Origin of the sequence: Rhizobium sp. Leaf311, from assembly GCF_001423445.1 — a bacterium.
In the GTDB taxonomy this organism is placed as follows: domain Bacteria; phylum Pseudomonadota; class Alphaproteobacteria; order Rhizobiales; family Rhizobiaceae; genus Agrobacterium.
Genome location: NZ_LMNZ01000004.1, coordinates 767,244 through 790,237, shown reverse-complemented (window position 1 = coordinate 790,237; position 22,994 = coordinate 767,244). Strand labels below are relative to the sequence as shown.

The window sequence follows — 22,994 nt, the reverse complement described above, 5'->3', positions numbered from 1 at the left end:
GCGATGAACAAAAGTGTAGATGACATCAGTCGCAGACTCGGGCAAAAGACGCTCGAATTGCATCGTTAAAAATTTCAACCGAACATTTACTTCTGTTAAGCATTAAATAAGTCGATGTTGGGTGAACCTGAAAGGAGGACTGCATGAACAGACACTTCGTGTATCCAAAACCTCTTGGGGTTAAGAAAGCTAGCGTTGAGGTTTTTGCCCCTCAAATTGCAGAAGCGTTACAGTTTAAGCCGGGGGATGATATCATTGCCTTGGTAGCACGACTTGGCGGTAAAGTTGTGTCTGGCTCCACGGGAAACGAAGATATTGAAAGCGGCTCTATGATTGCTCGTTCAATATCTGATTTCACCATTTATCTTTCACCTCTTACCTCGTTAGAGCGCGACAGATTTACCGTGGCACACGAGCTTGGTCACCTTCTGCTACATTTACCTAAAGTTATCGAAGACAACCCCAGTGCCGTGATGCGAGCCACTCGCCATGTCGATAATCAGGATGCAACTCAGCAGCGAGCCGAATGGGAAGCGAATTGGTTCGCTGCGTCTTTCTTGATGCCAGACCAATTATTCCGAGACAGCTACAATCGTGGTATTTCCTTCATGCAGCAGAAATTTAAAGTTAGCCGTGCGGCAATTGAGGCAAGAGCCAAATCGCTTAAACTGGTATGATCCTATATGAGAGTGCCCGAATATAGAGTGCGCCTTTTTCTCTCCGTCGATTTAACGGGATCAACCGCATACAAACACAAAAAACAAAATACGCTTGAGTGGATAAAAGCCTTCCAAGCATTTTACGGGCAGTTTCCTAGAATTCTCTCTGAAAAATATGCGGAGGCGTGCAACTTGTCTCCAAGCATTACACAGTACGAAATCTCGAATGGAGAGCCCAAACTTTGGAAAACGGTCGGCGACGAAATATTATTTTGCTGCCGCTTGTATAGTCATTGCCACTTAGGTGCAGCTATCAGCGCTTTTATTGAATCCTTGAAGGATTTTGGAGTTACTGCGAAGACATACGAACTCAACACAAAGGGTAACGCTTGGGTGGGCTCTTTTCCAAGTCCCAACTGCAGCATTATGCCCATCAAAAAAAATGGAGGAGACACAGAGGACTCTCTCAACGGAAAAAATGATATTCCCACAGAGGACAACGAACTAAGAGTTGATGCTGAGCCAAGCAACTTTGATTTTCTTGGGAAGGGAATTGATGCCGGTTTCCGTATCTCCAAAAATTCTGCGATCGATACGTTAACCATTTCGCCTGGCCTAGGAATACTCCTTGCTCAAGCAGCTGGGTCGCATCGAGTTACTGGCTTCAAAAGAAGCATTCGTTTAGTAGAGATGCAAGTGTTTAAGGGTGTCGCAAACGATAGCCCGTATCCCGTGTTGACTATCGACACCTCCAGAGACGATAGGCACGAAACTCTCCTCATTCAGCAACGAGAGCTACTCGGCCAACCAAAGCCACCAGCAAATGACGAACTAGAAAAGTATTTAGTTAGTTACTTAGATTACAATGGAATTGAAATTCCGAAAATAAAAAGCACATATAACGAAGAAAATTTGATCCTCCTGAGTTTTATAGTGAATACTGCAAGAACTGGAATAGAGAGCTAGAGAACATAATTTCTCAAGACCGCCTGAGAGATGAATCAGCCGCAGCAGATGGCGAGGAAGTCGAAACAAATCCTCGGAGCGAAGAAGCGTTAAAAGGAATTGTAAGATCGCTTTCGGACTGATTAGCGTTTTGAAATCGAACTCTTACGGAACCAAATCCACCCCAACCCGTTCTTCCCCCGGACACCGTGTCCGATACTGAAAGGGAAGAAACACTATGAAAAACAAGGTTTTCGCACTCGCTGCCGCCGCAGTTCTGTCCGCCTCCGCTGTTTATGCGCAGACGTCGACACCGGCTCCAGCCGCTCCTGCGGCTGCTGGCGCGGATGCTGCATTGTCGGGTCCTGGTATTACCATGGGCACCAAGGCAAACGGTCCTTTGAAGTTCGTGAACGTGCAGAAGACGGACCTGACGGCCTCGCAGCTTGAAGGCATGGATATTTACAACGCACAGAACGAGGAAATCGGTGAAATCGAAGACGTCGTGATCGGCGATGGCAAGTCTGTCATCGGCCTAGTTGCCAGCGTCGGCGGCTTCCTTGGCATCGACAAGAGCTACGTTGTTCTCGACCTGTCGTCGGTCGCCATCAACAATGACAATGGCACATGGAAGGCCTATGTCGACACCACCAAGGATGCGCTTACGAACGCTCCCAAGTTGGACTATGACAAGCTGGATGACTAATCCGCTTTAAGTCCGACCACAGCCCGGCTGTGAACAACCCGTCGAGGATGGATGATCCGCCTTCGACGGGTTTCTTTTTGCCTGATGCCTTGTCGAGCGGCTCACGCTCTACAGCCTGGTGGCCAAGAGGCCGCGCTTCAACAGCCCGCCAAGCAAACTGAAGCTTAAGGCTGCCCCGTCCCGCCCACCTTTCGATGGGCGGCGTTTCGTCAGCCGCCGAATTTGCCGCTGCGCGGGAAGCCCTTCGGCACGGTGCGGCCTGCAGTCGCTCGGTCGGCCATCCATTCCAGCAGCTCATCCCCCACCTTCGAGAAGGCTCTGCCGGCGCTGTCAGCCCAGGTCAGGCCGCTTGCCAGCGCGAAGCATTTCACATCCGATATGCCGCCATCCTTGTAGCGTTGCAGGCGCACGCCTTTGCCGCGTGACATCTCGGGCACCTGCGCCAGCGGGAACGTCAACATCTTGCGGTTTTCGCCAACCACTGCGACGTGATCGCCGGTGACAGGCACGACCAGCTTCATTTCGTCCGGCATGGAGACGTTCATGATCTGCTTGCCCTTGCGGGTATTGGCCACCATTTCCGTTTCCGCCACCACGAAGCCATTGCCGGCTGTGGAGACGAGCAGCAGCTTGCGCGATGCATCATGTACAAAGGCGGTCAGAATATCCTGATCGTTCTCCATATCCACCATGATACGCACCGGCTCGCCATGGCCGCGTCCGCCCGGCAGCTTGTCTGCGCCCAGCGTGTAGGCCTTGCCGCCTGTCGTTACCAGCAGCAGCTTGTCCGTCGTCTGCGCGTTGAAGGCGAGCTTCGGGCCATCGCCTTCCTTGAAGGTCAGCGAAGACGTATCCGTCATGTGGCCCTTCAGCGCCCTGATCCAGCCTTTCTGCGAGATGACGATGGTGACCGGTTCCTTCTCGATCATCGCCTGCTGGATGGCATCCATATCGGCTGTCGGCGCATCGGCAAACTGCGTGCGGCGCTCACCAAGCTTGGTTGCCTTGGCATATTTCTTCTTGGTCTCGCCGATTTCCCAGGCAATGGTCTGCCATTGCTTTTCGGTGGAAGCCAGAAGCGACTCGATTTCCGCCTTCTCGCTGCTCAGCCCATCGAATTCCGTGCGGATTTCGATTTCTTCCAGCTTGCGCAAGGCGCGCAGCCGCATGTTGAGAATGGCTTCGACCTGAATATCGGTCAGGCCCCACTTCTCCATCATCACGGGCTTCGGCTCATCCTCTTCACGAATGATGCGAATGACCTCATCGATGTTGAGATAGGCAACCAGCAAGCCGCCCAGAATTTCCAGGCGGCGGTCGATGGCGGCAAGACGGAAGCGCGAACGACGCAGCAGCACGTCGCGTCGGTGGTCCAGCCATTCCTTCAACACTTCGTTCAGCGCCATGACCTTGGGAATACGGCCCATGGACAGAACGTTCATGTTGAGCGGAATACGGCTTTCGAGGTCCGACAGGCGGAACAGCGATTCCATCAGCAAGGTGGCATCGACCGTACGGCTCTTCGGAACCAGAACGACTCGCACATCTTCGGCGGATTCATCGCGAACGTCTTCCAGCAGCGGCAGCTTGCGCGCCAGAAGCAGCTCGGCAATCTTTTCGATCAGGCGGGATTTCTGCACCTGATAGGGAATTTCGGTGATGACGATCTGGTAGCCGCCACGGCCGAGATCTTCGACAACCCATTTGGCCCGCACACGGAAACCGCCGCGACCGGTGCGGTAGGCTTCCATCATGCTCTCGCGGCTTTCGGTGATGATGCCGCCGGTGGGAAGATCCGGCCCCTCGATACCACCCCGTTCGGGATGGGCCGGGTCGAACATCAGATCCTCGACAGTCGCGTCCGGGTTCTTGATCAGCCGCAGGGCCGCATCGCACAGCTCATGGGCGTTGTGCGGCGGAATGCTGGTGGCCATGCCGACGGCAATGCCTGACGTGCCGTTTGCCAGAAGGTTGGGAAAAGCGCCGGGCATGACGACCGGCTCTTCGTCTTCCTCGTTATAGGTCGGGCGAAAATCAACCGCATCCTGCTCGATGCCTTCAAGCAGAAGTGCCGCGACTTCGGTCATGCGCGCTTCGGTGTAACGATAGGCGGCAGCGCCATCGCCATCGATATTGCCGAAGTTGCCCTGCCCGTCGACGATGGGGTAACGCTGCGAGAAATCCTGCGCGAGGCGCACCAGCGCATCATAGACCGACTGGTCGCCATGCGGGTGGAATTTACCGATCACGTCACCGACGATACGCGCGCATTTCTTGAACGCCGAGTTGGGGCGAATGCCCATCTCGCTCATGGCGTGAATGATGCGGCGATGCACGGGCTTCAGGCCATCGCGCACATCCGGCAGCGCACGGTGCATGATGGTCGACAGCGCATAGGCCAGATAGCGCTCTTCAAGCGCGGCCTTCAGGTCAACCGGATGAATGTTTTCGTCGTCTCCGCCGGACGGAGGCACAAGATTTTTTCCCATGCTGCTTGACTAGCGGAAATGCGGTTTTCCGGCAAGGAATCAGGGCCTCTCTGCTGTGGATGACGCCGGTTGGCCGTATATTTTTCGTTAATCTTGTTTTTATGCCGCAATTCAGCCATTCGTTACCACCTACGAATGTAATAGACCGGAGCTATGCTCTGGATATAAATGCACGAATCCAGTTGTCGATCGCCAGTTTTCATACCTACGAGGAAGAGACAGAATGAGACTTAAATCCACCCGGCAAGTTCTGTTTGCCAGCGCTGCGGCGTTTGCATTTGCATCACCAGCGTTCGCCCTCGACGGCGCCGATCTGCTCAAGAAGATCAACGCCGCCTATACCGTGCAGGGCGCTGCTGTCGAAGCAAAGTCCATTGCGGTCAAGGGCAGCACAGTCATTTTCAGCGGCGTTACCTTCGGCGCTGCAGCCGATCCTTCGCAGAAGATCCCTGTCGGCAACGTCACGCTTGATGGCGTTGAAGAAGACGAAGGCGGATACACCATCGAGAAGATGAGCTTCGATAATGTGAAGTTTGCCCAGGACGGCATCTCCATCGATGCGAGCGACATCTACATGACTGGCGTCACCGTGCCGGCCGACACCACCACCGGTAAACTGGACTCGATGCTGCTGTATGACGAAGCGCATAGCGGCCCTGTCGTGGTGAAGCTGGGTGAGAAGGAAAGCTTCTCCGTGGCTGAAACAACCACCACGATGACCCAGAGCGAGGATGAGAGCACCATCAGCTTTGATCTCAACGCCAGCGGCTTCAAGGCCGACCTTTCCGGCGTGACCGACCCCAAGACAAAGGAAGCCATCGATAAGCTGAAGGTTCAGCAGTTGAGCGGCGACCTGACCATGAGCGGCTCCTGGGAACTGGCTCCCGGCACGTTGAGTGTCGATGAATATGCCATCGACCTCAAGGATGTCGGCCGTCTCAACATGGCCTTCAGCTTCTCCGGCTATACGCTGAACTTCATCAAGTCCATGCAGGAAGCCGTGAAGGCGCAGGCCGCCAACCCCAACAAGGAACAGGCAGATCAGGCAGCTGGTCTCGCCATGCTTGGTCTCATTCAGCAGTTGAGCTTCAACAGCGCCGAGATCACCTTTGAAGATGCCAGCATCACCAAGCGCGCCATCGATTACGCTGCTGGCGAACAGGGCATGACCGGCGAGCAGCTATCGCAGACCATCAAGGGCATGGTTCCCCTGATGATGGCCCAGCTGAATGTACCTGAATTGCAAAACGCCGTTTCAGCTGCCGTCAATGCCTATATCGATGATCCCAAGAACTTCACGATCTCGGCAGAACCGGCAAAGCCCGTCCCCTTCCCCATGATCATGGGTGCGGCCATGGGTGCGCCAAACACCATCCCGCAGGTGCTGGGCGTAACGGTAACGGCCAACGAATAGTCTGTTCTTTTCGATGTTGAAAAGCCGCCGGATGATAAGCATCCGGCGGCTTTTTTATTCGGCGTTTTGCGCTTGAGAAGCAAAAAAGCCAGCGTCACCGTTGGCCTTGAAAATGCTGGTGAGGTTTACGAGGGTTAAATCGCGGAGAGCTGCGCTTCCCTTCGCTCCGTCATCCCGGACTTGATCCGGGATCCAGCGCGATCAAGTCATTGATCGTAAAAGACTCTCACGCGCCGCAGACGCGGCGCTGCTGGATCCTCGGGTCAAGCCCGAGGATGACGGAGGTGAGGTTATCAAACTCCAGAAACGCCTCGTAAAACGTAAGAAGGCCAGCGTCACCGCTGGCCTTGAGAATGCTGATGAAGTTCATGAGGTCGAAATCGCTGAGAACCTCGCCGTCATCCCGGACTTGATCCGGGATGACGGAGAAGCCGGCGATGCATGTTTCACCGATTTTACCGAGTGCATATTTTGAAGGACTCAAGGCCAACGTTGCCGCTGGCCTTCTTCAGTCAGCTCAGTCTTTCTTCTGCGTCGGCACCACACGCAGTGCCAGTTCGCGAAGCTGGGTCGGTGTGGCTGGTGCCGGGGCGTTCATCAGCAGGTCCTGTGCCTGCTGGTTCATCGGGAACAGCGTGATTTCGCGCAGGTTCTTGGTGCCGGTCAGCAACATCACCACGCGGTCCACACCGGCTGCCATGCCGCCATGCGGAGGCGCGCCGTACTGGAAGGCGCGGTAGAGCCCGCCGAAGCGATCTTCCACGTCCTGCTGGCTGAGGCCAACCTTCTCGAATGCCTTGACCATGAGTTCAGGCGACTGGTTACGAATGGAGCCCGAAGCGATTTCGTAGCCGTTGCAGACCATGTCGTACTGGTAGGCCTTGATCGTCAGCGGATCCTGGTTTTCCAGCGCGTCCATACCTCCCTGCGGCATGGAGAACGGGTTGTGGGCGAAGTCGATCTTCTTTTCTTCTTCGTTGTATTCGAAGAACGGGAAGTCGACGATCCAGCACAGCTCGAAGCGATCACGGTCCACGAGGTTCAGTTCCTCGCCTGCGCGGGTGCGGGCTTCGCCAGCGAACTTGTAGAACTTGGCAGGGTCACCAGCCACGAAGAAGGAGGCATCGCCTGCTTCGAGACCAAGCTGAACGCGCAGCGCTTCGGTGCGCTCCTCGCCAATGTTCTTGGCGAGCGGACCTGAACCGACGACCTTGCCGTCTTCTTCCTTCCAGAAGATGTAGCCGAGGCCCGGCTGTCCTTGCGACTGCGCCCATGCATTCATGCGGTCACAGAATGCGCGGCTACCGCCGGTCTTGGCCGGGATCGCCCAGACTTCGACCTTCGGGTTGGATGCAATCATATTTGCAAAGACCTTGAAGCCGGAACCGGCAAAATGGTCGGTCACGGCCTGCATCTCGATCGGGTTGCGAAGGTCCGGCTTGTCGGAACCGTAGGTGCGGATCGAATCGTCATAGGCGATGCGGCGGAAGTTCTGCGTGACAGGCTTGCCTTCGGCAAACTGCTCGAACACGCCGCGAATGACGGGTTCCATGGTTTCCCAGACGTCTTCCTGCGTCACGAAGCTCATTTCGAGGTCGAGCTGGTAGAATTCGCCCGGCAGACGGTCTGCACGCGGGTCTTCATCGCGGAAGCATGGCGCGATCTGGAAGTAGCGGTCGAAACCGGCAACCATCAGAAGCTGCTTGTACTGCTGCGGTGCCTGCGGCAGCGCGAAGAACTTGCCTTCGTGAATACGGCTCGGCACGAGGAAGTCGCGCGCGCCTTCCGGCGAGGACGCCGTAAGGATCGGTGTGGAATATTCGGCAAAGCCGATATCACCCATGCGGCGGCGCATATCGGAAATGATCTGCGTGCGCTTGATGATGTTCTTGTGCAGCGTATCGCGGCGCAGGTCGAGGAAGCGGTACTTGAGGCGCACATCTTCAGGATAGTCGGGCTCGCCGAAGACCGGCAGCGGCAGTTCCTTGGAAGCGGCCAGCACTTCGATTTCCTGGGCGTAAAGCTCGATCTCACCGGTTGCCATGCCCTTGTTGACGGTGTCTTCCGAGCGGGCCTTGACCAGACCGTCGATGCGGATGACCCATTCGCCGCGAACCGTTTCGGCAATCTGGAATGCCGGGCTGTCCGGATCGGCAACGACCTGGGTGATGCCGTAGTGGTCGCGAAGGTCGATGAAGAGAACGCCGCCGTGATCTCGCACACGATGAACCCAGCCGGAGAGACGAACGGTTTCGCCGACATGCGACTTGCGGAGAGCGGCACAGGTGTGGCTGCGGTAACGATGCATTTTGTTATCCTGAAACATAGCGGCGATCTCGCACATGGATCGCGTATTCTAAATCGGGCGGAAAAGCGCACGGCCCGCCTGATTTGTCAAGGCAAAGCGCAATATTGTCCCGTCCAGAGCCGTCTTTAGACGTATTTGACCGCGCAGAATCGGATATCGCTGTTATAGCCTTCCCCGACGCACTCCAGACACGCGATGTGTATTGCATGAGCCAGATCAGACCCCTAATTCCGCTGCTGCTGACAGCGGGCATACTCATCGGTGGAAACGGACTGCAGGGAACCTTCATCGCCCTGCGCGGACTGTCTGAAGGGTTTTCGCCAAGCACCATCGGCCTCATCAGCGCGGGTTACAGCCTTGGCTTTGCGGTTGGCTGCATCAGCGTTACCCGATTGTTGCGTCGGATCGGCCACATCAGGGTCTTTTCCGCCATGGCCGCCATCGCGTCGGCAGCATCGATCACCATGATCCTCATCACCAATCCGGTGTTCTGGTTCGTCATGCGCTTCATCATCGGCATCGCCGTCGCGTGTCTTTTCGCGACCATCGAAAGCTGGATCAATGCGCAGGTCACGAATTCAAACCGTGCGCGCACCCTGTCCATCTATCGTTTTGTCGATCTCGGCTCCGTGACGCTGGCGCAATATGTCATTCCGGCTGCGGGCATCGAGGGGCCAGCGATCTTTTCCATCATCGCCATGGCGCTCGCATTGTCCATCGTGCCGATATCGCTGGCTGACAAATCCAACCCGGCGCCACCAAACCAGGTGCCGTTCAATCTCTTTGCCGTGTGGCGGATTTCGCCGCTTGCCGTCATCGGCTGTATCGCTGTTGGCCTCAGCATGTCTGCCTTTCGCAACATCGGCCCCATTTACGCCGAACAGATCGGATTTTCCGTCACCTCGATTGCAACATTCATGAGCGCTGGCATTATCGGCGGTGTCGTGCTGCAATATCCGCTGGGAGCCTATTCCGACCGTTACGACCGGCGCATTGTCATTCTTACCACGACGGCCTTCTCCGTCGTCACGGGACTGTTTCTGTCCTTCTTCGCAGGCAATGATGAAATCAGAAACGTCATTGGCGTATTCATTTTCGGTGCCTTTGCGCTGCCGCTTTACTCGCTCAGTTCCGCCCACGGTAACGACCACGCCAGAGACGGTGAACACGCCATGATGTCGGCGGGGCTCTTGTTCTTCTGGTCGCTTGGTGCCACGGCGGGGCCGCTGCTCGCCTCCGTTTTCATCGATGTCTTCGGTCCCAAAGCCCTGTTTGCCTATACAGCGGCCATCCAGATCGTCTTCATGATCTACACGATTTATCGGCTGACCGTTCGGGCCGGCGTGCCGCCTGAGCACCGGAACTGGCGCTTTCGATCGCTGCTGCGCACCTCTGCCTATTTTACGAAGCTGGCAGCACCGCCTTCGCCCGATCAGGATAAAAAATGGCCGGAAGAGTAACATCTGTGTCGGAAAGATGCGCGATAGCCGAAAGAACAGCCGGCTTTGTATTGACATGGCGGCTTCAAAGGGAAAGTAAGTTTGATACTTTCCATGAGCGGCAAAAAAACAATGATTGAAACGACCACTGCACTCGCTGAGGCCTGCAAGGAGCTGGCGAAATCCGAATTCATTACCATCGATACGGAATTTCTACGCGAAACGACTTTCTGGCCCCAGCTCTGTCTTGTTCAGATGGCGAGCCCCACGCTCGAAGTGCTGGTCGATCCACTTGCGAAGGACATAGACCTTTCGCCGCTGTTCGAATTGATGGCCAATCCTGATGTCGTCAAGGTCTTCCATGCGGCACGGCAGGACATCGAAATCGTCCACCATCTCGGCGGCCTGATCCCGCACCCCATCTTCGACACGCAGGTTGCGGCAATGGTTTGCGGCTTCGGTGACTCGATATCCTATGATCAGCTCGTGCAGAAGATCAAGAACGTGCAGATCGACAAATCATCGCGCTTCACGGACTGGAGCCGTCGCCCGCTGACGGAAAAGCAGCTTGATTATGCGCTGGCGGATGTGACCCATCTGCGTGATGTCTACTTGGCGCTGAAGGCGCAGCTGGAGCGGGAGGGTCGCTCGTCCTGGCTCAAAGAAGAGATGGATATTCTTGAGTCCCGCGAGACCTACGACATGCATCCAGACGATGCGTGGCTGCGATTGAAGTCTCGCTTGCGCAAACCAACAGAACTCGCGATCCTGAAATTCATTGCCGCATGGCGTGAGCGCGAGGCGCGCAGCCGAAACGTCCCTCGCTCGCGGGTCTTGAAGGATGACGCGATTTTTGAAATCGCCCAGCAGCAGCCCAAGGACACGGATGCGCTATCGCGTCTGCGCACGGTGCCGAAAGGCTGGGAAAGATCGTCTTCGGGCACTGCCATCATCGAAACCGTGAACGCAGCACTTGCCCTGCCAAAGGCAGAAATGCCCCACCCGCCCCGGCAGAGCCATTCTCCTGAAGGTTCTGGCGCGGCGGTAGAGCTTCTTAAAGTGCTTTTGAAGCTGACAGCTGACAAGCATGGGGTCGCCGCCAAGGTAATCGCCAACAGCGAGGACCTCGACAAGATTGCATCCGATGGCGAGAATGCCGAGGTTCCCGCACTTGCCGGATGGCGTCGTGATCTTTTTGGCGAACCGGCCCTGAAACTGATTCGCGGTGAAGTCGCTCTGCGCTTCGCGGGCAAAAAGGTCGAAGCACTTGAACTGCCGCAATAGGCGGCATCGTTTAACAACCGCTACAGACCGGAATTAAATGAAAGGCGGCCGATCACCGGTCGTCGGGCTGATAGGACCGATGCAAGTCGGTCACATCAGCATCGCATCCGCACATATTACCAAAACATCACTTTTGGCCCCACCCTTTCCACAATATGGTCGCAGCCATCGGGGATGGAATACCATTCCTGCTGCAATCACAGGACGCCTCTGCCGTTCTGAAAAAGAGTTACGATGAGAAAAATTCTGGCAATGCTGGACTATGTGATGCTGTTTCTGGCGGTTGCCGGAAGCGGTGTCGCCTATGCATTTCTGGAATATGGTGGCGGCGCATTCATCGGCGCGACCTATGCGCTGTTTGCCTGCGCGCCCATTCTGGCGTTCGAACGCGGCTACATAATGCCCGGCCTGTCGCGCAGAATCAGTATGCTGCCAACGCCCGCCTATATTCTGTCGGCCTTTGCCGCCTATGCCGTTCTGGTCTTCTGCGGCTTCGGTCTTGGCGGCACCATCCTTTGGGCGACAGGCATCCTGCCCACCAGCTGGCGACGGGCCGTCCACGTTGAAATGCAGACGCTGGTGTTCACGCTTGGTGTATGCGCCATCATCGTCTTCGTCATGCGTGTCCGCGAATTGCTGGGACGGGATATCTTCATCGATCTCATTCTCGGGCGTTACCGCCGACCTGTTGCGGAAGAGCGCGTCTTCCTTTTCGTTGATCTCGTGGGCTCGACATCTTTTGCCGAAACGCATGGCGACCTGCGCGCGCAGGAATATCTGGGTGAACTGTTTTCGGTCTATGCCGGGCCCGTCAGGCGGCATGGTGGCGTAATCGACGACTATATCGGGGACGCGGCCATCATCACCTGGCCCTATCATATGGCGATCAGGCGCGCAGCCTGTATCAACTGCGTCTTCGATATTCTCGCCTCCATCGAGGCAAACCGTGCTGACTGGCTCTTGCGTTTCGGCACCGTGCCGAAACTACGGTTTGCCATTCATGGTGGCCCGGTCATTACCGCTGAAATCGGTGTCGATCACCACAAGATCACCTATTTTGGCGACACCGTAAATACGACTGCCCGGCTTGAGATGCTCAGCAAAATGCTCGGGCATCCCGTCCTCATCTCCGCCGATCTCGCCCATCAGCTTCTGCTGCCAAAGGGCGTCAAGAGCGAGTATCTCGGGGAGCACGCAGTCAAGGGTCGCGGGCAGACACTGGGCGTCTGCGCATTGAGCCGTCAGGCGAGCATAAGCTGACACTGATTTAATTTATCAGCGTCATCAAATCTTCAAAGGGAATTCAAGTGGCTGTCATGAAGCTTGCCTAACGGTCCGTGCATTGCATATGCAAACCGAAGGTCATTCCATGAAAAACACCCTCCTCGCCTCCGCCGCCTTTATACTGCTTGGCACTGTCTCCGCTCATGCCGCGGAAAAGGAATTTCCTGCAAAGCTCGTTTCACAGGCCGTCCTGCCTGCAAATACGATCATCGCTGCGCCTGAAGACGCGCCTGCGCACCTCAAGACCTCCGGCAAGTTTACCACGCCAGACCGCGAGCGCACCGATGCTCTCGGCACCGTGCCGGGCAAGGATGGCGTGCGTGCGACCGGCCTTTCCATGCCATTCGCCGGACAGGCCATGCAGGGCTTTTCCGGGATCAAGGCCATGGATGATGGCACCTTCTGGAGCCTGTCCGACAACGGCTTTGGCTCAAAGGCGAATTCAAGCGACTCGATGCTCATGCTGCACCATCTCAAGTTCGACTGGGACGGCGGCAAGGTCGAAGCACTTGAAACAGTGTTCCTTTCCGATCCTGACAAGAAGGCACCCTTCCCCATCGTCATGGAAGGTTCTGATAAACGCTATCTGACCGGTGCGGATTTCGATGTTGAGTCCATCCAGCCGACCGCTGACGGTTTCTGGGTCGGTGAAGAATTTGGCCCCTATGTCCTCAAGTTCAGCCGTGATGGTAAGCTCTTGGACGTCGTGACAACGAAGGCGGGGGAGATCGATGTCAAGTCACCAGATCACCCGACGCTATCCCTGCCCGGCAACCCGACGCAGAAGCTGCCCGCTTTCAACCTGAAACGTTCAGGCGGTTTCGAGGGCATGGCAATGTCGAAAGACGGGAAGACGATTTACGGCCTGCTTGAAGGCCCGCTCTACAATGCAGAAGGTCAGGTCGAGAAGACGGAGGATGGCGCGACCGGTCTGCGGATTCTTGAGCTCGATGTCGCAACCAAGAGCTGGACCGGACGCGCCTGGCTTTATCCCCTCAGCGAGGGCGGCGAAGCCATCGGCGATTTCAACATGGTGGATGACAGCACCGCACTGGTTATCGAACGTGATAACGGCGCCGGAACAGCCGACAAGGCCTGCCCGGATGCAAAGAAGCCGGAAGCCACCTGCTTTGCCGTGCCTGCGAAGTTCAAACGCATCTACAAGATCGAGTTGAGCGATGCCAATGTTGGCAAGGCTGCCCGCAAGATCGGCTATATCGACCTGATGAAGATTGCTGATCCTGACAAGAAGGCCAGGCAGGGCAGCGAGAACGGTATCTACACGATGCCATTCGTCACCATCGAGAACGTGGACCGCGTCGACGCCACCCATATCGTCGTCGGCAACGACAACAACCTGCCCTTCTCGGCAGGTCGTGCGCTGGACAAAGCAGACGACAATGAATTCGTTCTGCTTGAAGTCAAAGACCTGCTGGACGCGAAGTAAGCATCCCACAAACGAAAACCGCCATGGTGCACGCCATGGCGGTTTTCAAAACAGTGTCGCGCAAGACGTGCTATTCGAAGACGAAGGCCAGCTTCTTGCCTGTCAACTTGGAGAGTTGCTGCAGGCGACCATCCAGCCGCTCGCCCGCAAAATCGCAATAGTCGTGCGGGACGACAAATTCCAGATCGTAATCGGGATTTTCGGATTTGCGGAAACGCAGGTGATCGACAACACCGGGCATGGATGCGGAGAAGAGATAGGCTACCCGCAAAAGACCACCGAGCAGCTTTGCCAGTTCGATAATCCGTGGAGTGGCAATCTTGGCCAGTCCGTCCGTCGTGCCGTTGTCGTTCAGGCCCTCGAAACGGTAATAGTTGGCCAGTGCAATATAGGCACGGCCAGGATGGGTAATTGAAACGAACGAGGAATGCGCGATGATGTTGAGCGCCTGCAATCCCCGATAATCGGGATGCGCGCGCCAGCTGATATCCGCCACCAGACATGCGGCCTGACGATATCGGCCTTCTTCCGGCGTCTCCTCGATACCGAAAACCGGAAAGACCCGCCCACTCCAGTCAGCAAGCTCGCGCGCGTGTTCGGGCGAGCGGGCGCGAAGGATTGCGAGTTCGTCGGCGGCCACCAGCAGTGGATCGGCCTGCCGGTCAGTCTCAGAGAGCAGTGAGTAAAGGTAGCCTTCACGGACGCCCTGCGCAGAGAAGGCAATACGGGCTGGCTTCATCACTTCCAGCACTTCGCGCAGCGCAATGGCACCAAACGGCAAAAGGGAGCGACGGTTTTTGGATACGGCCTGCCATGCCGGGTCTTTGCTATCCTTGGAGGCAATCACCTCGCTGAGGAAGCTCAGCATTTCCGACAGTGGCACTTCATATCCCTGCATCATATGCAGAGGATAGTTGGTGATTTCCATGTGCAGTTTGGCGATGTTACGCCATGTGCCGCCCACGGCATAGAACGTGCGTCCTTCACCCTTCGAAAGCAACTTGGCGCTTTTGACCTGCTTCTTGGCGTAGCTTGCCGCCTTTTCCAGCGAACCGCCGGACTGTTCGAACAGCCGCAACCCGCCAAGCGGGAGCGTTATCCCCGTGCCGCAATCGCCGCCCTTGACGTCGATAAGCTCAAGCGAACCGCCGCCGAGATCACCGGCAATGCCATCGGGATCGTGAAAGCCGCTGATGACGCCATAGGCAGAATAGAGCGCTTCTTTTTCGCCGGACAAAACCTCGATCTCGCAGCCAAGAATGGCCTGTGCTTCGCGGATAAAATCGGGACCGTTTTCTGCCTCACGCGCGGCGGCAGTTGCCAGAACGAAGAGTTGCTGGGCCTGTGCCTGATGCGAAAGGGCGCGAAAACGGCGCAGGGCAGTCAATGCCCGACGCACGCCCTCGTCGTCCATGCGACCCGTCAATGCAAGGCCTTTTCCAAGCCCGCACAGAACCTTTTCATTGAACAGCACCGCGGGGGCGCGTGAGAGACCCTCATACACAACCAGACGAACGGAGTTCGAGCCGATATCGATGACGGAAACGGGGGCTATGCCGGAAAGCCGCCCCTGTGCTTCAGATCTTGTCATTCAGCCTGTTTCTTGCGGGATGATATCAAGCCCGCGATCAGTTTAGGCGCACTGGATTTCAAGGCTTCACCGCGTCCCGAGAGACTTGGATTGGTCATGAAATAGTGCTGCGCGTTGAACGGTTCCTCACCCTTGCGCACCTCGATGCGCCTGGACGTACCGTCCGGAAGTATCTCGTAGCTCTGCTGGTTGTCAATGAGATTACCAAGCATGATTTGTGAAAGAACCTGCTCGTGCACGGTTGGGTTGACGAGAGGCACCATCGTTTCGACGCGCCGATCAAGGTTGCGCGGCATCATGTCGGCGGAACCGATATAGACCAGCGCCTTGTCTGATGGCAGGCCATAGCCATTGCCGAAGCAGAAGATACGGCTGTGTTCCAGGAAGCGCCCGACGATGGATTTCACGCGAATATTGTCGGATAGGCCCGGCACCTGCGGACGCAGGCAGCATATGCCACGGATTACCAGATCGATCTCGACACCCGCCGCGCTTGCACGATAGAGCGCGTCAATGATCTCTGGGTCGACAAGGGAATTCATCTTCATCCAGATGGCGGCAGGCGCGCCCGCCTTTGCGTGCTCCATCTCGTCATGGATGTGCTTGAGAATGCGCGGACGCAGGGTGTAAGGCGACACAGCCAGCTTCATGCCTTCTTCCGGCTCGCCATAGCCGGTGATGAAGTTGAAGATGTTTGCCATATCATGTGCAATCTTCGGGTTGCAGGTGAAGAAGGACAGGTCGGTATAAACCTTGGCCGTGACGGGATGGTAGTTGCCGGTGCCGAGATGGCAATAGGTCCGCAGCTTTCCATCTTCCCGACGCACGACCATGGACATCTTGGAATGCGTCTTGAGTTCGATAAATCCGAAGACCACCTGAACGCCAGCACGTTCCAGATCTCGCGCCCAGCGGATATTCGCCTCTTCATCGAAGCGGGCCTTCAACTCCACCAGCGCCGTAACGGACTTGCCGGCGTCGGCTGCATCGATGAGCGCGCGCACGATGGGGCTGTCATTGGAGGTGCGGTAGAGCGTCTGCTTGATGGCAAGCACGTTCGGATCGCGGGCGGCCTGAAGCAGGAACTGCACGACCACATCAAAGCTTTCATAGGGGTGGTGAACCACCATGTCCTTTTCGCGGATGGCGGCCAGGCAATCGCCCGCATGTTCGCGCACACGCTCCGGGAAGCGCGCATTATAGGGCTCGAATTTCAGGTCTTCGCGCGGCGCCTTGACGATTTCCGAGATGGTGTTCAACGCCAGAAGACCCGGCAGAACCGCAACGCGGTTATCAGGAACACCCAGCTCATGAACCACGAACTGACGCAGAGATGGTGGCATCTCGCTGTCGGTCTCGATACGAATGACCGAACCGCGGCGACGGCGCTTCAGCGCACTTTCGAAGTAGCGAACCAGATCTTCCGCCTCTTCCTCAAGCTCGATATCGCTGTCTCTGATGATGCGGAACGTTCCGAAGCCACGCACCGTGTAACCGGGGTAAAGCCGGTGGATGAACAGGCCGACGACATCTTCGAGTGTGATGTAACGGATTGCGTTCTTGTCATCCGGCAGGCGCACGAAACGGTCGAGCGCAGGTGGCAGGCGCAGGAGTGCTGTCATTGGCTCACGACCGTTGACGCTATCCAGCTGCAGCCCCATGGAGAAGCCTAGGTTTGGAATGAATGGGAAAGGATGCGCCGGATCAATGGAAAGTGGCGTCAGAACCGGGAAGATCAGTGCTTCGAATTCGTTCTCAAGCCATACGCGGTCCTCATCGGAAAGCGATGCCGGACGGACGATGTATATGTCTTCCTTGGCGAGATATTGCTGCAACACGGCCAGAGAGGCCTGCTGCTCCATCTGAAGGTTGTCGATTTCCTTGAGGATTTCTTCCAACTGCTCGGCGGGCGTCTTGCCGTCGGGCGTCTTCATGGTGATGGACTGGCGCACCTGGCCTTCCAGACCTGCGACGCGCACCATGAAGAACTCATCGAGATTGGCGGCGGAAATCGACAGAAAGCGCAGACGTTCCAGCAGAGGATGTGCTGTGTTCAGCGTTTCCTCAAGGACGCGGCGGTTGAACTGCAACCAGGAGAATTCACGGTTGACGAAGCGCGAAGGGCTGTCCCAAAGGTCCTGAACCTCCGGTTCTGCCTTGCCGTTGTCTTCCAGATTATCCTGCACCATCGAATCCATAAAATACTCCGCCCTTGAAATCTTCGGATCGGCACAAAGACAGTTCGAGTCTCGCCGCCCCAATTATTGCAGCACCTGATAAATGCCAGATACCCCAATGCCCGTATAACAGTTTGACGACGGAACTGTGACAGTCAATCCTCGTCCGGGTGACCGCCGAGCTCCGTCAGCACTTCTGCAGCCATTGCCCGGCTGATGCGCGTACCCCTCGAAAGGCCCAGACGATCAAGTCTTTCGACAATCGTCTGCGCCGTGTTGAGTGAACGCTCCATCCTCGCAACGATATAGCTGACAAGTTTGTCATCCATGTAAAGCTGTCGATCAGCAAACAGTTTCATCAGCACCTGTGCCAGCAGGTCCTCGTCCGGTTCGCCGATTTCCACCACGGTGGCCGCCTTCAGGCGTGAGCGAAGGTCCGGCAGGGTCACCGGCCATGCTGCAGGCCATTGACGCGTGGTCATCAAAAGCGACGTTCCGTTTTCCCGCACGCTGTTGATGACGTGGAAGAGTTCCGTGTCATCGAAGCCTTGCCTGTCGGCATCTTCGAACAGCACGGGCGCGTTTTCTGCCAGCCGCGCAGCACCCTTGCCGAGCACGGGATGAATATCCGCAGCACCACTGGTGTTTTTCCAGATGGTGGCAAGGTGGGACTTTCCCGATCCCTGCGGGCCGACCAGAATGACCACCGGTGACGGCCAACGCGGCCATTCATCGACGATCGAAACGGCAGCATCCAGCGGCGCGGCTACCAGCAGGTCCTCGCGGCCTGTTGCGCTCTGGTGAGAAAAAGCGAGCGGCAGTTGCTCGGCCTTGATCCGCGCTCCACCGGTTTTGTTATGATCGGTCATCTTTCAGCTCTGAGAATCGATCTTTGTCGGCGGTAGCGCTTCCATTTGTGGCCCTTGCGAATCCCAGGGAAGGTTGGCCGCGCGACCGTGGTAGAGATCGCTGTCAAGATAACGCGACAAAGCAAAACGGACAAGCACGCCGACAGCGGCCGCAGCCGGTACGGCGACCAGCAGCCCCACGAAGCCGAACAGTGCACCGAAGGCAAACAAGGCGAACATCAACCACACTGGATGCAAGCCGACACTGCTGCCCACCAGTTTCGGCTGCAGAATGTTTCCTTCAATGAACTGGCCCGAGAAGAACACCGCCAGCACGAGAATGACGTCCACATAGTCAGGCCAGAACTGCACCAGCGCAACACCCACCGCCAGCACGAGGCCAACCATCGAACCGACATAGGGAATGAAGCTGATCGCACCGGCAAACAACCCGATCAGAAGGCCAAAGTTGAGGCCGACCAGTGAAAGCCCGACTGCATAATACACGCCGAGAATGATGCAAAGCGAGCCCTGCCCGCGAATGAAGCCCGCGATGGTCGCATCCATATCGCGGGCAATCTGGCGCACCGTCGTCACATGGTCGCGCGGTATCCAGCTGTCGACCTTATCGATCATCCGATCCCAGTCCAGCAACAGATAAAAAGCGACAACAGGCGTCACGACCAGCAGCGAGAGAACATCAACGAGCGACTTGCCTGAATTCCATATCTGCGTGAGCAATGTGCCGATAAAGCCCGCGCCTTCGGCCAGCACTTTCGAGAAGTTTTCCTTCACGGTCTCGATCTGCGCGCTGACCCATGTCGGCAGCAGGTTGGTATCGGCGCCCGCGATAAGCTGTTGTAGCGAAGAAATATATTGCGGAATGCGCTGAATGAATTCCGAGGCCTGTGCGGCCACAAGCGGAATGATGATGATGAGAGACAGCGCAAACAGAAGGACGAAGGACACCAGTATCATGATGCTGGCCATCATCCGGCTCAGCCCGCGCCGCTCGAGCCAGTCAGCAATCGGGTCGAGAAAATAGGCCAGCGCCATGCCCGCCACAAAGGGCAGGAGGATGGAACTGAATACCATCAGGAACAGGATGAAGATGGCCAGAGCACCCAGCCAGAAAAAGATCTGGCGTCTCAGATTAAGGCCTCTGATATGTGGTTGCATCGTCTGCTCCTTTGAGCGTCAGTACGTCCAACGCCGTGGTTAGGAAATAGGATGCGTGGACCGGACTGGTCAAGTGTGGCGGGTTCGCCATGTTTGCGCCAGCAGAGCTTTCCCATACCAATACGGCCAAAACGGGCAAAAGGCGTGAAAAACATGCGTTTTCCAGCCGTCAGTCTTGCATCGGCACCCATCTCATGCGAATGGCGACGCCAAACGGAACCAGTGGAGACGAGAGCCATGAGCCAGTCGGGCAAGAACGGTCTTACCTACAGCGATGCGGGCGTTGATATCGACGCCGGAAACCTGATGGTCGAGAAGATCAAGCCAGCCGTGCGCTCCACCCGCCGCCCAGGTGCAGATGGCGAAATTGGTGGCTTCGGCGGCCTTTTCGATCTCAAGGCAGCGGGCTTTACGGATCCCGTTCTGGTCGCCGCAAATGACGGCGTCGGCACCAAGCTCAAGATCGCCATCGACGCAAACTATCACGACACCGTCGGTATCGATCTGGTGGCCATGTGCGTCAACGACCTGGTGGTTCAGGGCGCCGAGCCGCTATTCTTCCTGGACTACTTCGCGACTGGCAAGCTCGACCCCGACCAGGGTGCGGCCATCGTCACTGGCATTGCTGCCGGTTGCCGCGAGTCCGGTTGCGCGCTGATTGGTGGCGAAACCGCCGAAATGCCTGGCATGTATTCGGATGGCGATTACGATCTGGCCGGTTTCGCGGTGGGTGCCGCCGAGCGTGGTCAGCTTCTGCCAGCCGGCGACATTTCCGAAGGCGACGTCATTCTTGGCCTCTCCTCCTCCGGCGTGCACTCCAACGGATTTTCTCTTGTCCGCAAGATCGTCTCGATTTCCGGCCTCGACTGGGACGCACCCGCTCCGTTTGCCGAAGGCAAGAAGCTGGGCGAAGCCCTGCTGACACCGACACGCATCTATGTGAAACCACTTCTGAAGGCGATCCGCGAGACTGGCGCGTTGAAGGCGCTAGCCCATATCACCGGCGGCGGCTTCCCGGAAAACATTCCGCGCGTTCTGCCAAAGCACCTTGCAGCGGAAATCGACCTTGCCGCCATTCAGGTTCCGGCTGTCTTCTCCTGGCTTGCCAAGACGGGTGGCGTTGCGCCGAACGAAATGCTTCGTACCTTCAACTGCGGCGTCGGCATGATCGTCGTCGTGGCCGCCGAGAACGCCCAGACGGTGACAGACGCCCTGACGGCGGAAGGCGAAACCGTCTGCACACTCGGCCGTATGGTGGCCCGCGCCGAAGACGGCCATGGCACGATCTACAAGGGCACGCTTGGCCTATGAGCGGTCCCCTCGCCCGCAAGCGCGTCGTCGTCTTCATCTCCGGCGGCGGCTCCAACATGATGGCTTTGGCCCAGGCATGTCAGGCCCCGGATTTTCCGGCTGAAATTGCCTGCGTGATCTCCGACAACAGGAATGCAGGCGGGCTTGCAAAGGCCCAAGGCCTCGGCATCCCGACGCTTGTGTTCGAACGCAAGACCTATTCCAGCAAGGCCGAACACGAGACATCCATTCTGGCCGCGCTCGGGGAGATTGCGCCTGACATCATCTGTCTCGCCGGATATATGCGCCTGATCTCGGGTGACTTCATCGCGCCCTATGCCGGACGCATCATCAATATCCACCCGTCCCTGCTTCCACTGTTCCCGGGTCTACACACGCATCAGCGCGCCATAGAGAGCGGCATGAAGATAACAGGCTGCACGGTGCACTTCGTCACCGAGGGCATGGACGAAGGTCCGATCATCGGCCAGGCAGCCGTACCGGTGCTCGCTGGCGATGATGCCGACAGTCTGGCAGCACGTGTATTGACGGTGGAGCACCAGCTCTATCCGCTGGCCCTGCGCCATCTGGCGGAAGGAAAAGTGCGGATGGAGAACGGCAAGGCTATCATAAGCAGCAGCCAATCTGCGCCGGAACAGCAGCTCATCTCTGCCTGATCGGAGCCGCGAAAGCTCGGACAGGCTTAAAGTGTCGTCCGGTTCAGCATGGCCCATTGCAGAAGAATGATCGTCTTGGCGTCGGTAATCTCGCCAGTCGAGATCATCTCGAACGCCTGATCGAGCGGAATGGACAGAACTTCGATGTCCTCCCCTTCCGTTTCCAGTCCGCCGCCAAGACCGGCCTTCTCCTCCAGATCGACGCGGGCATAGAACAAGCCGACTTTTTCCGTGAGGGTGCCGGGGCTGGCATATGTTTCAAACAGGTATTTGACCTCGCCCACGGCATAGCCGGTCTCTTCCATTGCCTCGCGACGGATGGCCTGATCAGGCGCGTCGTCATCGATGAGGCCCGCTGGCACCTCCAGCATGAAGATCGGGTCGCCATTGGCGAAGGCGCCTGGACGGAACTGCCGGACCAGAACCACCCTGTCCTTTTGCGGATCGAAGAGGAGAATGGCGGCAGCGCTGCCGTGGTCATGGACCTCGCGATCGATGCGGATGATGCGGCCATCCGGCATCCGTTGATCGAAGATCATTGTCTGAAGATGAATGAACCGCTTCCAGACTGTCTCCTTCGAAACGAGCCTGACCCGGTCGTCGTCTTGCAGCCGTTCCGTTGCTTTCTGATCCACACTCAACTCCACCGCTGTTGCGTTTTACTGCGTCAAAGACGCCCGGTTCAAGGCTGCCCATTGCAACAGCATGATGGTCTTGCCGTCGCAGATGTCGCCATTTTCGATCATCTTCATCGCGTCAGTCAGAGGGATGACAACGACTTCGATATCCTCGTCCTCATGCGCGGCACCGCCGCCCTCTTCCACGCGGTCAGAGGCGTCGATGATCGCCGCGAAGAAATGCAGCACTTCCGTAACCGATCCCGGCGACATGAAGGACTTGAACAGAAAACGCGTATCCCGCAGCCTGTAGCCCGTTTCTTCCATCACCTCACGGGCAATCGCATCTGCCGGATTATCGCCATCCAGCAGTCCGGCTGGCGTTTCCAGCAACCATCCATGATAGCCATTCACATAGGTCGGCACCCGGAACTGGCGCACGAGAACCACGCTATCAAGCTTCGGGTCGTAGAGGAGAATCGTCGCGCCATTGCCGCGATCATAGGCTTCCCGTTTCAGGGTTTTCGTTTCACCTTTGGAATTGGTGTAGTTGTAGGTGATGTTGCGAAGATGGTACCAGTTCTTCGAAAGCGTTTCGTCTTTCAATATTTCGATCGTGGCATTGCCAAATTTCTGCATT

Annotated in this window: 19 protein-coding genes; 10 read left to right on the top strand and 9 right to left on the bottom strand. The window is 56.8% G+C overall.

Features of this window, described 5'->3' with window-relative positions; genetic code table 11:
- The first annotated feature begins 143 nt into the window (after nt 1–143).
- From ASF69_RS09545 to ASF69_RS09535, 3 genes are all read left to right on the top strand, one after another.
- Nucleotides 144–677 (top strand): ImmA/IrrE family metallo-endopeptidase, encoded by a 534-nt coding sequence (locus tag ASF69_RS09545; protein ID WP_062587026.1) that lies wholly within the window; start codon nt 144–146, stop codon nt 675–677.
- Nucleotides 678–704: 27 nt separating this feature from the next.
- The gene (locus ASF69_RS09540; protein ID WP_156462017.1) at nt 705–1,625 is read left to right on the top strand and encodes a hypothetical protein; all 921 of its coding nucleotides are present in this window, start codon (nt 705–707) and stop codon (nt 1,623–1,625) included.
- A gap of 217 nt (nt 1,626–1,842) precedes the next feature.
- Nucleotides 1,843–2,310: a PRC-barrel domain-containing protein gene (locus ASF69_RS09535; protein ID WP_062587024.1), complete on the top strand. Its 468-nt coding sequence runs from the start codon at nt 1,843–1,845 to the stop codon at nt 2,308–2,310.
- 209 nt (nt 2,311–2,519) lie between these two features.
- On the opposite strand, the gene parC is transcribed toward ASF69_RS09535, so the two are convergent.
- Nucleotides 2,520–4,799 carry a DNA topoisomerase IV subunit A gene (gene parC, locus ASF69_RS09530; RefSeq protein ID WP_062587023.1) on the bottom strand — a complete coding sequence of 760 codons (2,280 nt, stop codon included), beginning with the start codon at nt 4,797–4,799 and terminating at the stop codon, nt 2,520–2,522.
- Nucleotides 4,800–5,022: 223 nt separating this feature from the next.
- Here parC and ASF69_RS09525 point away from each other — a divergent pair, with 223 nt between their 5' ends.
- On the top strand, nt 5,023–6,213 hold the full coding sequence (locus ASF69_RS09525; protein WP_062587022.1) for a hypothetical protein: 1,191 nt from the start codon (nt 5,023–5,025) through the stop codon (nt 6,211–6,213).
- Between the two features lie 226 nt (nt 6,214–6,439).
- Here ASF69_RS09525 and ASF69_RS09520 read toward each other — a convergent pair whose 3' ends face one another.
- Nucleotides 6,440–6,697, bottom strand: coding sequence for a hypothetical protein (locus ASF69_RS09520; protein WP_156462016.1), 258 nt, complete (start codon nt 6,695–6,697; stop codon nt 6,440–6,442).
- 33 nt (nt 6,698–6,730) lie between these two features.
- Entirely contained in the window at nt 6,731–8,521 is a 1,791-nt protein-coding gene (gene aspS / locus ASF69_RS09515; RefSeq protein WP_062587267.1) for an aspartate--tRNA ligase, read from the bottom strand.
- 206 nt (nt 8,522–8,727) lie between these two features.
- On the opposite strand from aspS, the gene ASF69_RS09510 reads away from it, so the two are divergent.
- The 4 genes from ASF69_RS09510 to ASF69_RS09495 all read left to right on the top strand — a co-directional run bounded on the left by ASF69_RS09510 (nt 8,728) and on the right by ASF69_RS09495 (nt 13,975).
- A complete protein-coding gene (locus ASF69_RS09510) occupies nt 8,728–9,981 on the top strand; it encodes an MFS transporter (RefSeq protein ID WP_062587020.1) in 1,254 nt (417 codons plus the stop codon).
- Nucleotides 9,982–10,092: 111 nt separating this feature from the next.
- The gene (gene rnd, locus ASF69_RS09505; RefSeq protein ID WP_062587266.1) at nt 10,093–11,244 is read left to right on the top strand and encodes a ribonuclease D; all 1,152 of its coding nucleotides are present in this window, start codon (nt 10,093–10,095) and stop codon (nt 11,242–11,244) included.
- A gap of 234 nt (nt 11,245–11,478) precedes the next feature.
- Entirely contained in the window at nt 11,479–12,504 is a 1,026-nt protein-coding gene (locus ASF69_RS09500) for an adenylate/guanylate cyclase domain-containing protein (protein ID WP_062587019.1), read from the top strand.
- Between the two features lie 109 nt (nt 12,505–12,613).
- A complete protein-coding gene (locus tag ASF69_RS09495) occupies nt 12,614–13,975 on the top strand; it encodes an esterase-like activity of phytase family protein (protein ID WP_062587265.1) in 1,362 nt (453 codons plus the stop codon).
- 70 nt (nt 13,976–14,045) lie between these two features.
- Here the strand turns inward: ASF69_RS09495 and ppx are convergent, their stop codons facing one another.
- From ppx to ASF69_RS09475, 4 genes are all read right to left on the bottom strand, one after another.
- Nucleotides 14,046–15,566, bottom strand: coding sequence for an exopolyphosphatase (gene ppx / locus ASF69_RS09490; protein WP_062587018.1), 1,521 nt, complete (start codon nt 15,564–15,566; stop codon nt 14,046–14,048).
- Nucleotides 15,563–17,764, bottom strand: a complete 2,202-nt coding sequence (locus ASF69_RS09485) for an RNA degradosome polyphosphate kinase (RefSeq protein WP_062587017.1) — start codon at nt 17,762–17,764, stop codon at nt 15,563–15,565. Before ASF69_RS09485 ends, ppx begins: the two co-directional genes overlap by 4 nt.
- Before the next feature lie 134 nt (nt 17,765–17,898).
- A complete protein-coding gene (gene hdaA / locus ASF69_RS09480; RefSeq protein ID WP_062587016.1) occupies nt 17,899–18,612 on the bottom strand; it encodes a DnaA regulatory inactivator HdaA in 714 nt (237 codons plus the stop codon).
- A 3-nt stretch (nt 18,613–18,615) separates the two neighbouring features.
- Nucleotides 18,616–19,770, bottom strand: a complete 1,155-nt coding sequence (locus tag ASF69_RS09475; RefSeq protein ID WP_062587015.1) for an AI-2E family transporter — start codon at nt 19,768–19,770, stop codon at nt 18,616–18,618.
- A gap of 237 nt (nt 19,771–20,007) precedes the next feature.
- Here ASF69_RS09475 and purM point away from each other — a divergent pair, with 237 nt between their 5' ends.
- Both purM and purN read left to right on the top strand, forming a co-directional pair.
- Nucleotides 20,008–21,081 (top strand): phosphoribosylformylglycinamidine cyclo-ligase, encoded by a 1,074-nt coding sequence (gene purM / locus ASF69_RS09470; RefSeq protein WP_062587264.1) that lies wholly within the window; start codon nt 20,008–20,010, stop codon nt 21,079–21,081.
- The gene (purN, locus tag ASF69_RS09465) at nt 21,078–21,737 is read left to right on the top strand and encodes a phosphoribosylglycinamide formyltransferase (RefSeq protein WP_062587014.1); all 660 of its coding nucleotides are present in this window, start codon (nt 21,078–21,080) and stop codon (nt 21,735–21,737) included. Before purM ends, purN begins: the two co-directional genes overlap by 4 nt.
- Before the next feature lie 26 nt (nt 21,738–21,763).
- Here purN and ASF69_RS09460 read toward each other — a convergent pair whose 3' ends face one another.
- Nucleotides 21,764–22,372, bottom strand: a complete 609-nt coding sequence (locus ASF69_RS09460; protein ID WP_244475434.1) for an NUDIX domain-containing protein — start codon at nt 22,370–22,372, stop codon at nt 21,764–21,766.
- Nucleotides 22,373–22,396: 24 nt separating this feature from the next.
- A complete protein-coding gene (locus ASF69_RS09455; protein WP_062587012.1) occupies nt 22,397–22,993 on the bottom strand; it encodes an NUDIX domain-containing protein in 597 nt (198 codons plus the stop codon).
- Between the last annotated feature and the right edge of the window lies 1 nt (nt 22,994).

Coding starts and splice junctions, on each gene's coding strand:
- ASF69_RS09545 (WP_062587026.1), top strand. CDS start 144: ATGAACAGACACTTCGTGTATCCAAAACCTCTTGGGGTTAAGAAAGCT.
- ASF69_RS09535 (WP_062587024.1), top strand. CDS start 1,843: ATGAAAAACAAGGTTTTCGCACTCGCTGCCGCCGCAGTTCTGTCCGCC.
- parC (WP_062587023.1), bottom strand. CDS start 4,799: ATGGGAAAAAATCTTGTGCCTCCGTCCGGCGGAGACGACGAAAACATT.
- ASF69_RS09525 (WP_062587022.1), top strand. CDS start 5,023: ATGAGACTTAAATCCACCCGGCAAGTTCTGTTTGCCAGCGCTGCGGCG.
- aspS (WP_062587267.1), bottom strand. CDS start 8,521: ATGCATCGTTACCGCAGCCACACCTGTGCCGCTCTCCGCAAGTCGCAT.
- ASF69_RS09510 (WP_062587020.1), top strand. CDS start 8,728: ATGAGCCAGATCAGACCCCTAATTCCGCTGCTGCTGACAGCGGGCATA.
- rnd (WP_062587266.1), top strand. CDS start 10,093: ATGATTGAAACGACCACTGCACTCGCTGAGGCCTGCAAGGAGCTGGCG.
- ASF69_RS09500 (WP_062587019.1), top strand. CDS start 11,479: ATGAGAAAAATTCTGGCAATGCTGGACTATGTGATGCTGTTTCTGGCG.
- ASF69_RS09495 (WP_062587265.1), top strand. CDS start 12,614: ATGAAAAACACCCTCCTCGCCTCCGCCGCCTTTATACTGCTTGGCACT.
- ppx (WP_062587018.1), bottom strand. CDS start 15,566: ATGACAAGATCTGAAGCACAGGGGCGGCTTTCCGGCATAGCCCCCGTT.
- ASF69_RS09485 (WP_062587017.1), bottom strand. CDS start 17,764: ATGGATTCGATGGTGCAGGATAATCTGGAAGACAACGGCAAGGCAGAA.
- hdaA (WP_062587016.1), bottom strand. CDS start 18,612: ATGACCGATCATAACAAAACCGGTGGAGCGCGGATCAAGGCCGAGCAA.
- ASF69_RS09475 (WP_062587015.1), bottom strand. CDS start 19,770: ATGCAACCACATATCAGAGGCCTTAATCTGAGACGCCAGATCTTTTTC.
- purM (WP_062587264.1), top strand. CDS start 20,008: ATGAGCCAGTCGGGCAAGAACGGTCTTACCTACAGCGATGCGGGCGTT.
- purN (WP_062587014.1), top strand. CDS start 21,078: ATGAGCGGTCCCCTCGCCCGCAAGCGCGTCGTCGTCTTCATCTCCGGC.
- ASF69_RS09455 (WP_062587012.1), bottom strand. CDS start 22,993: ATGCAGAAATTTGGCAATGCCACGATCGAAATATTGAAAGACGAAACG.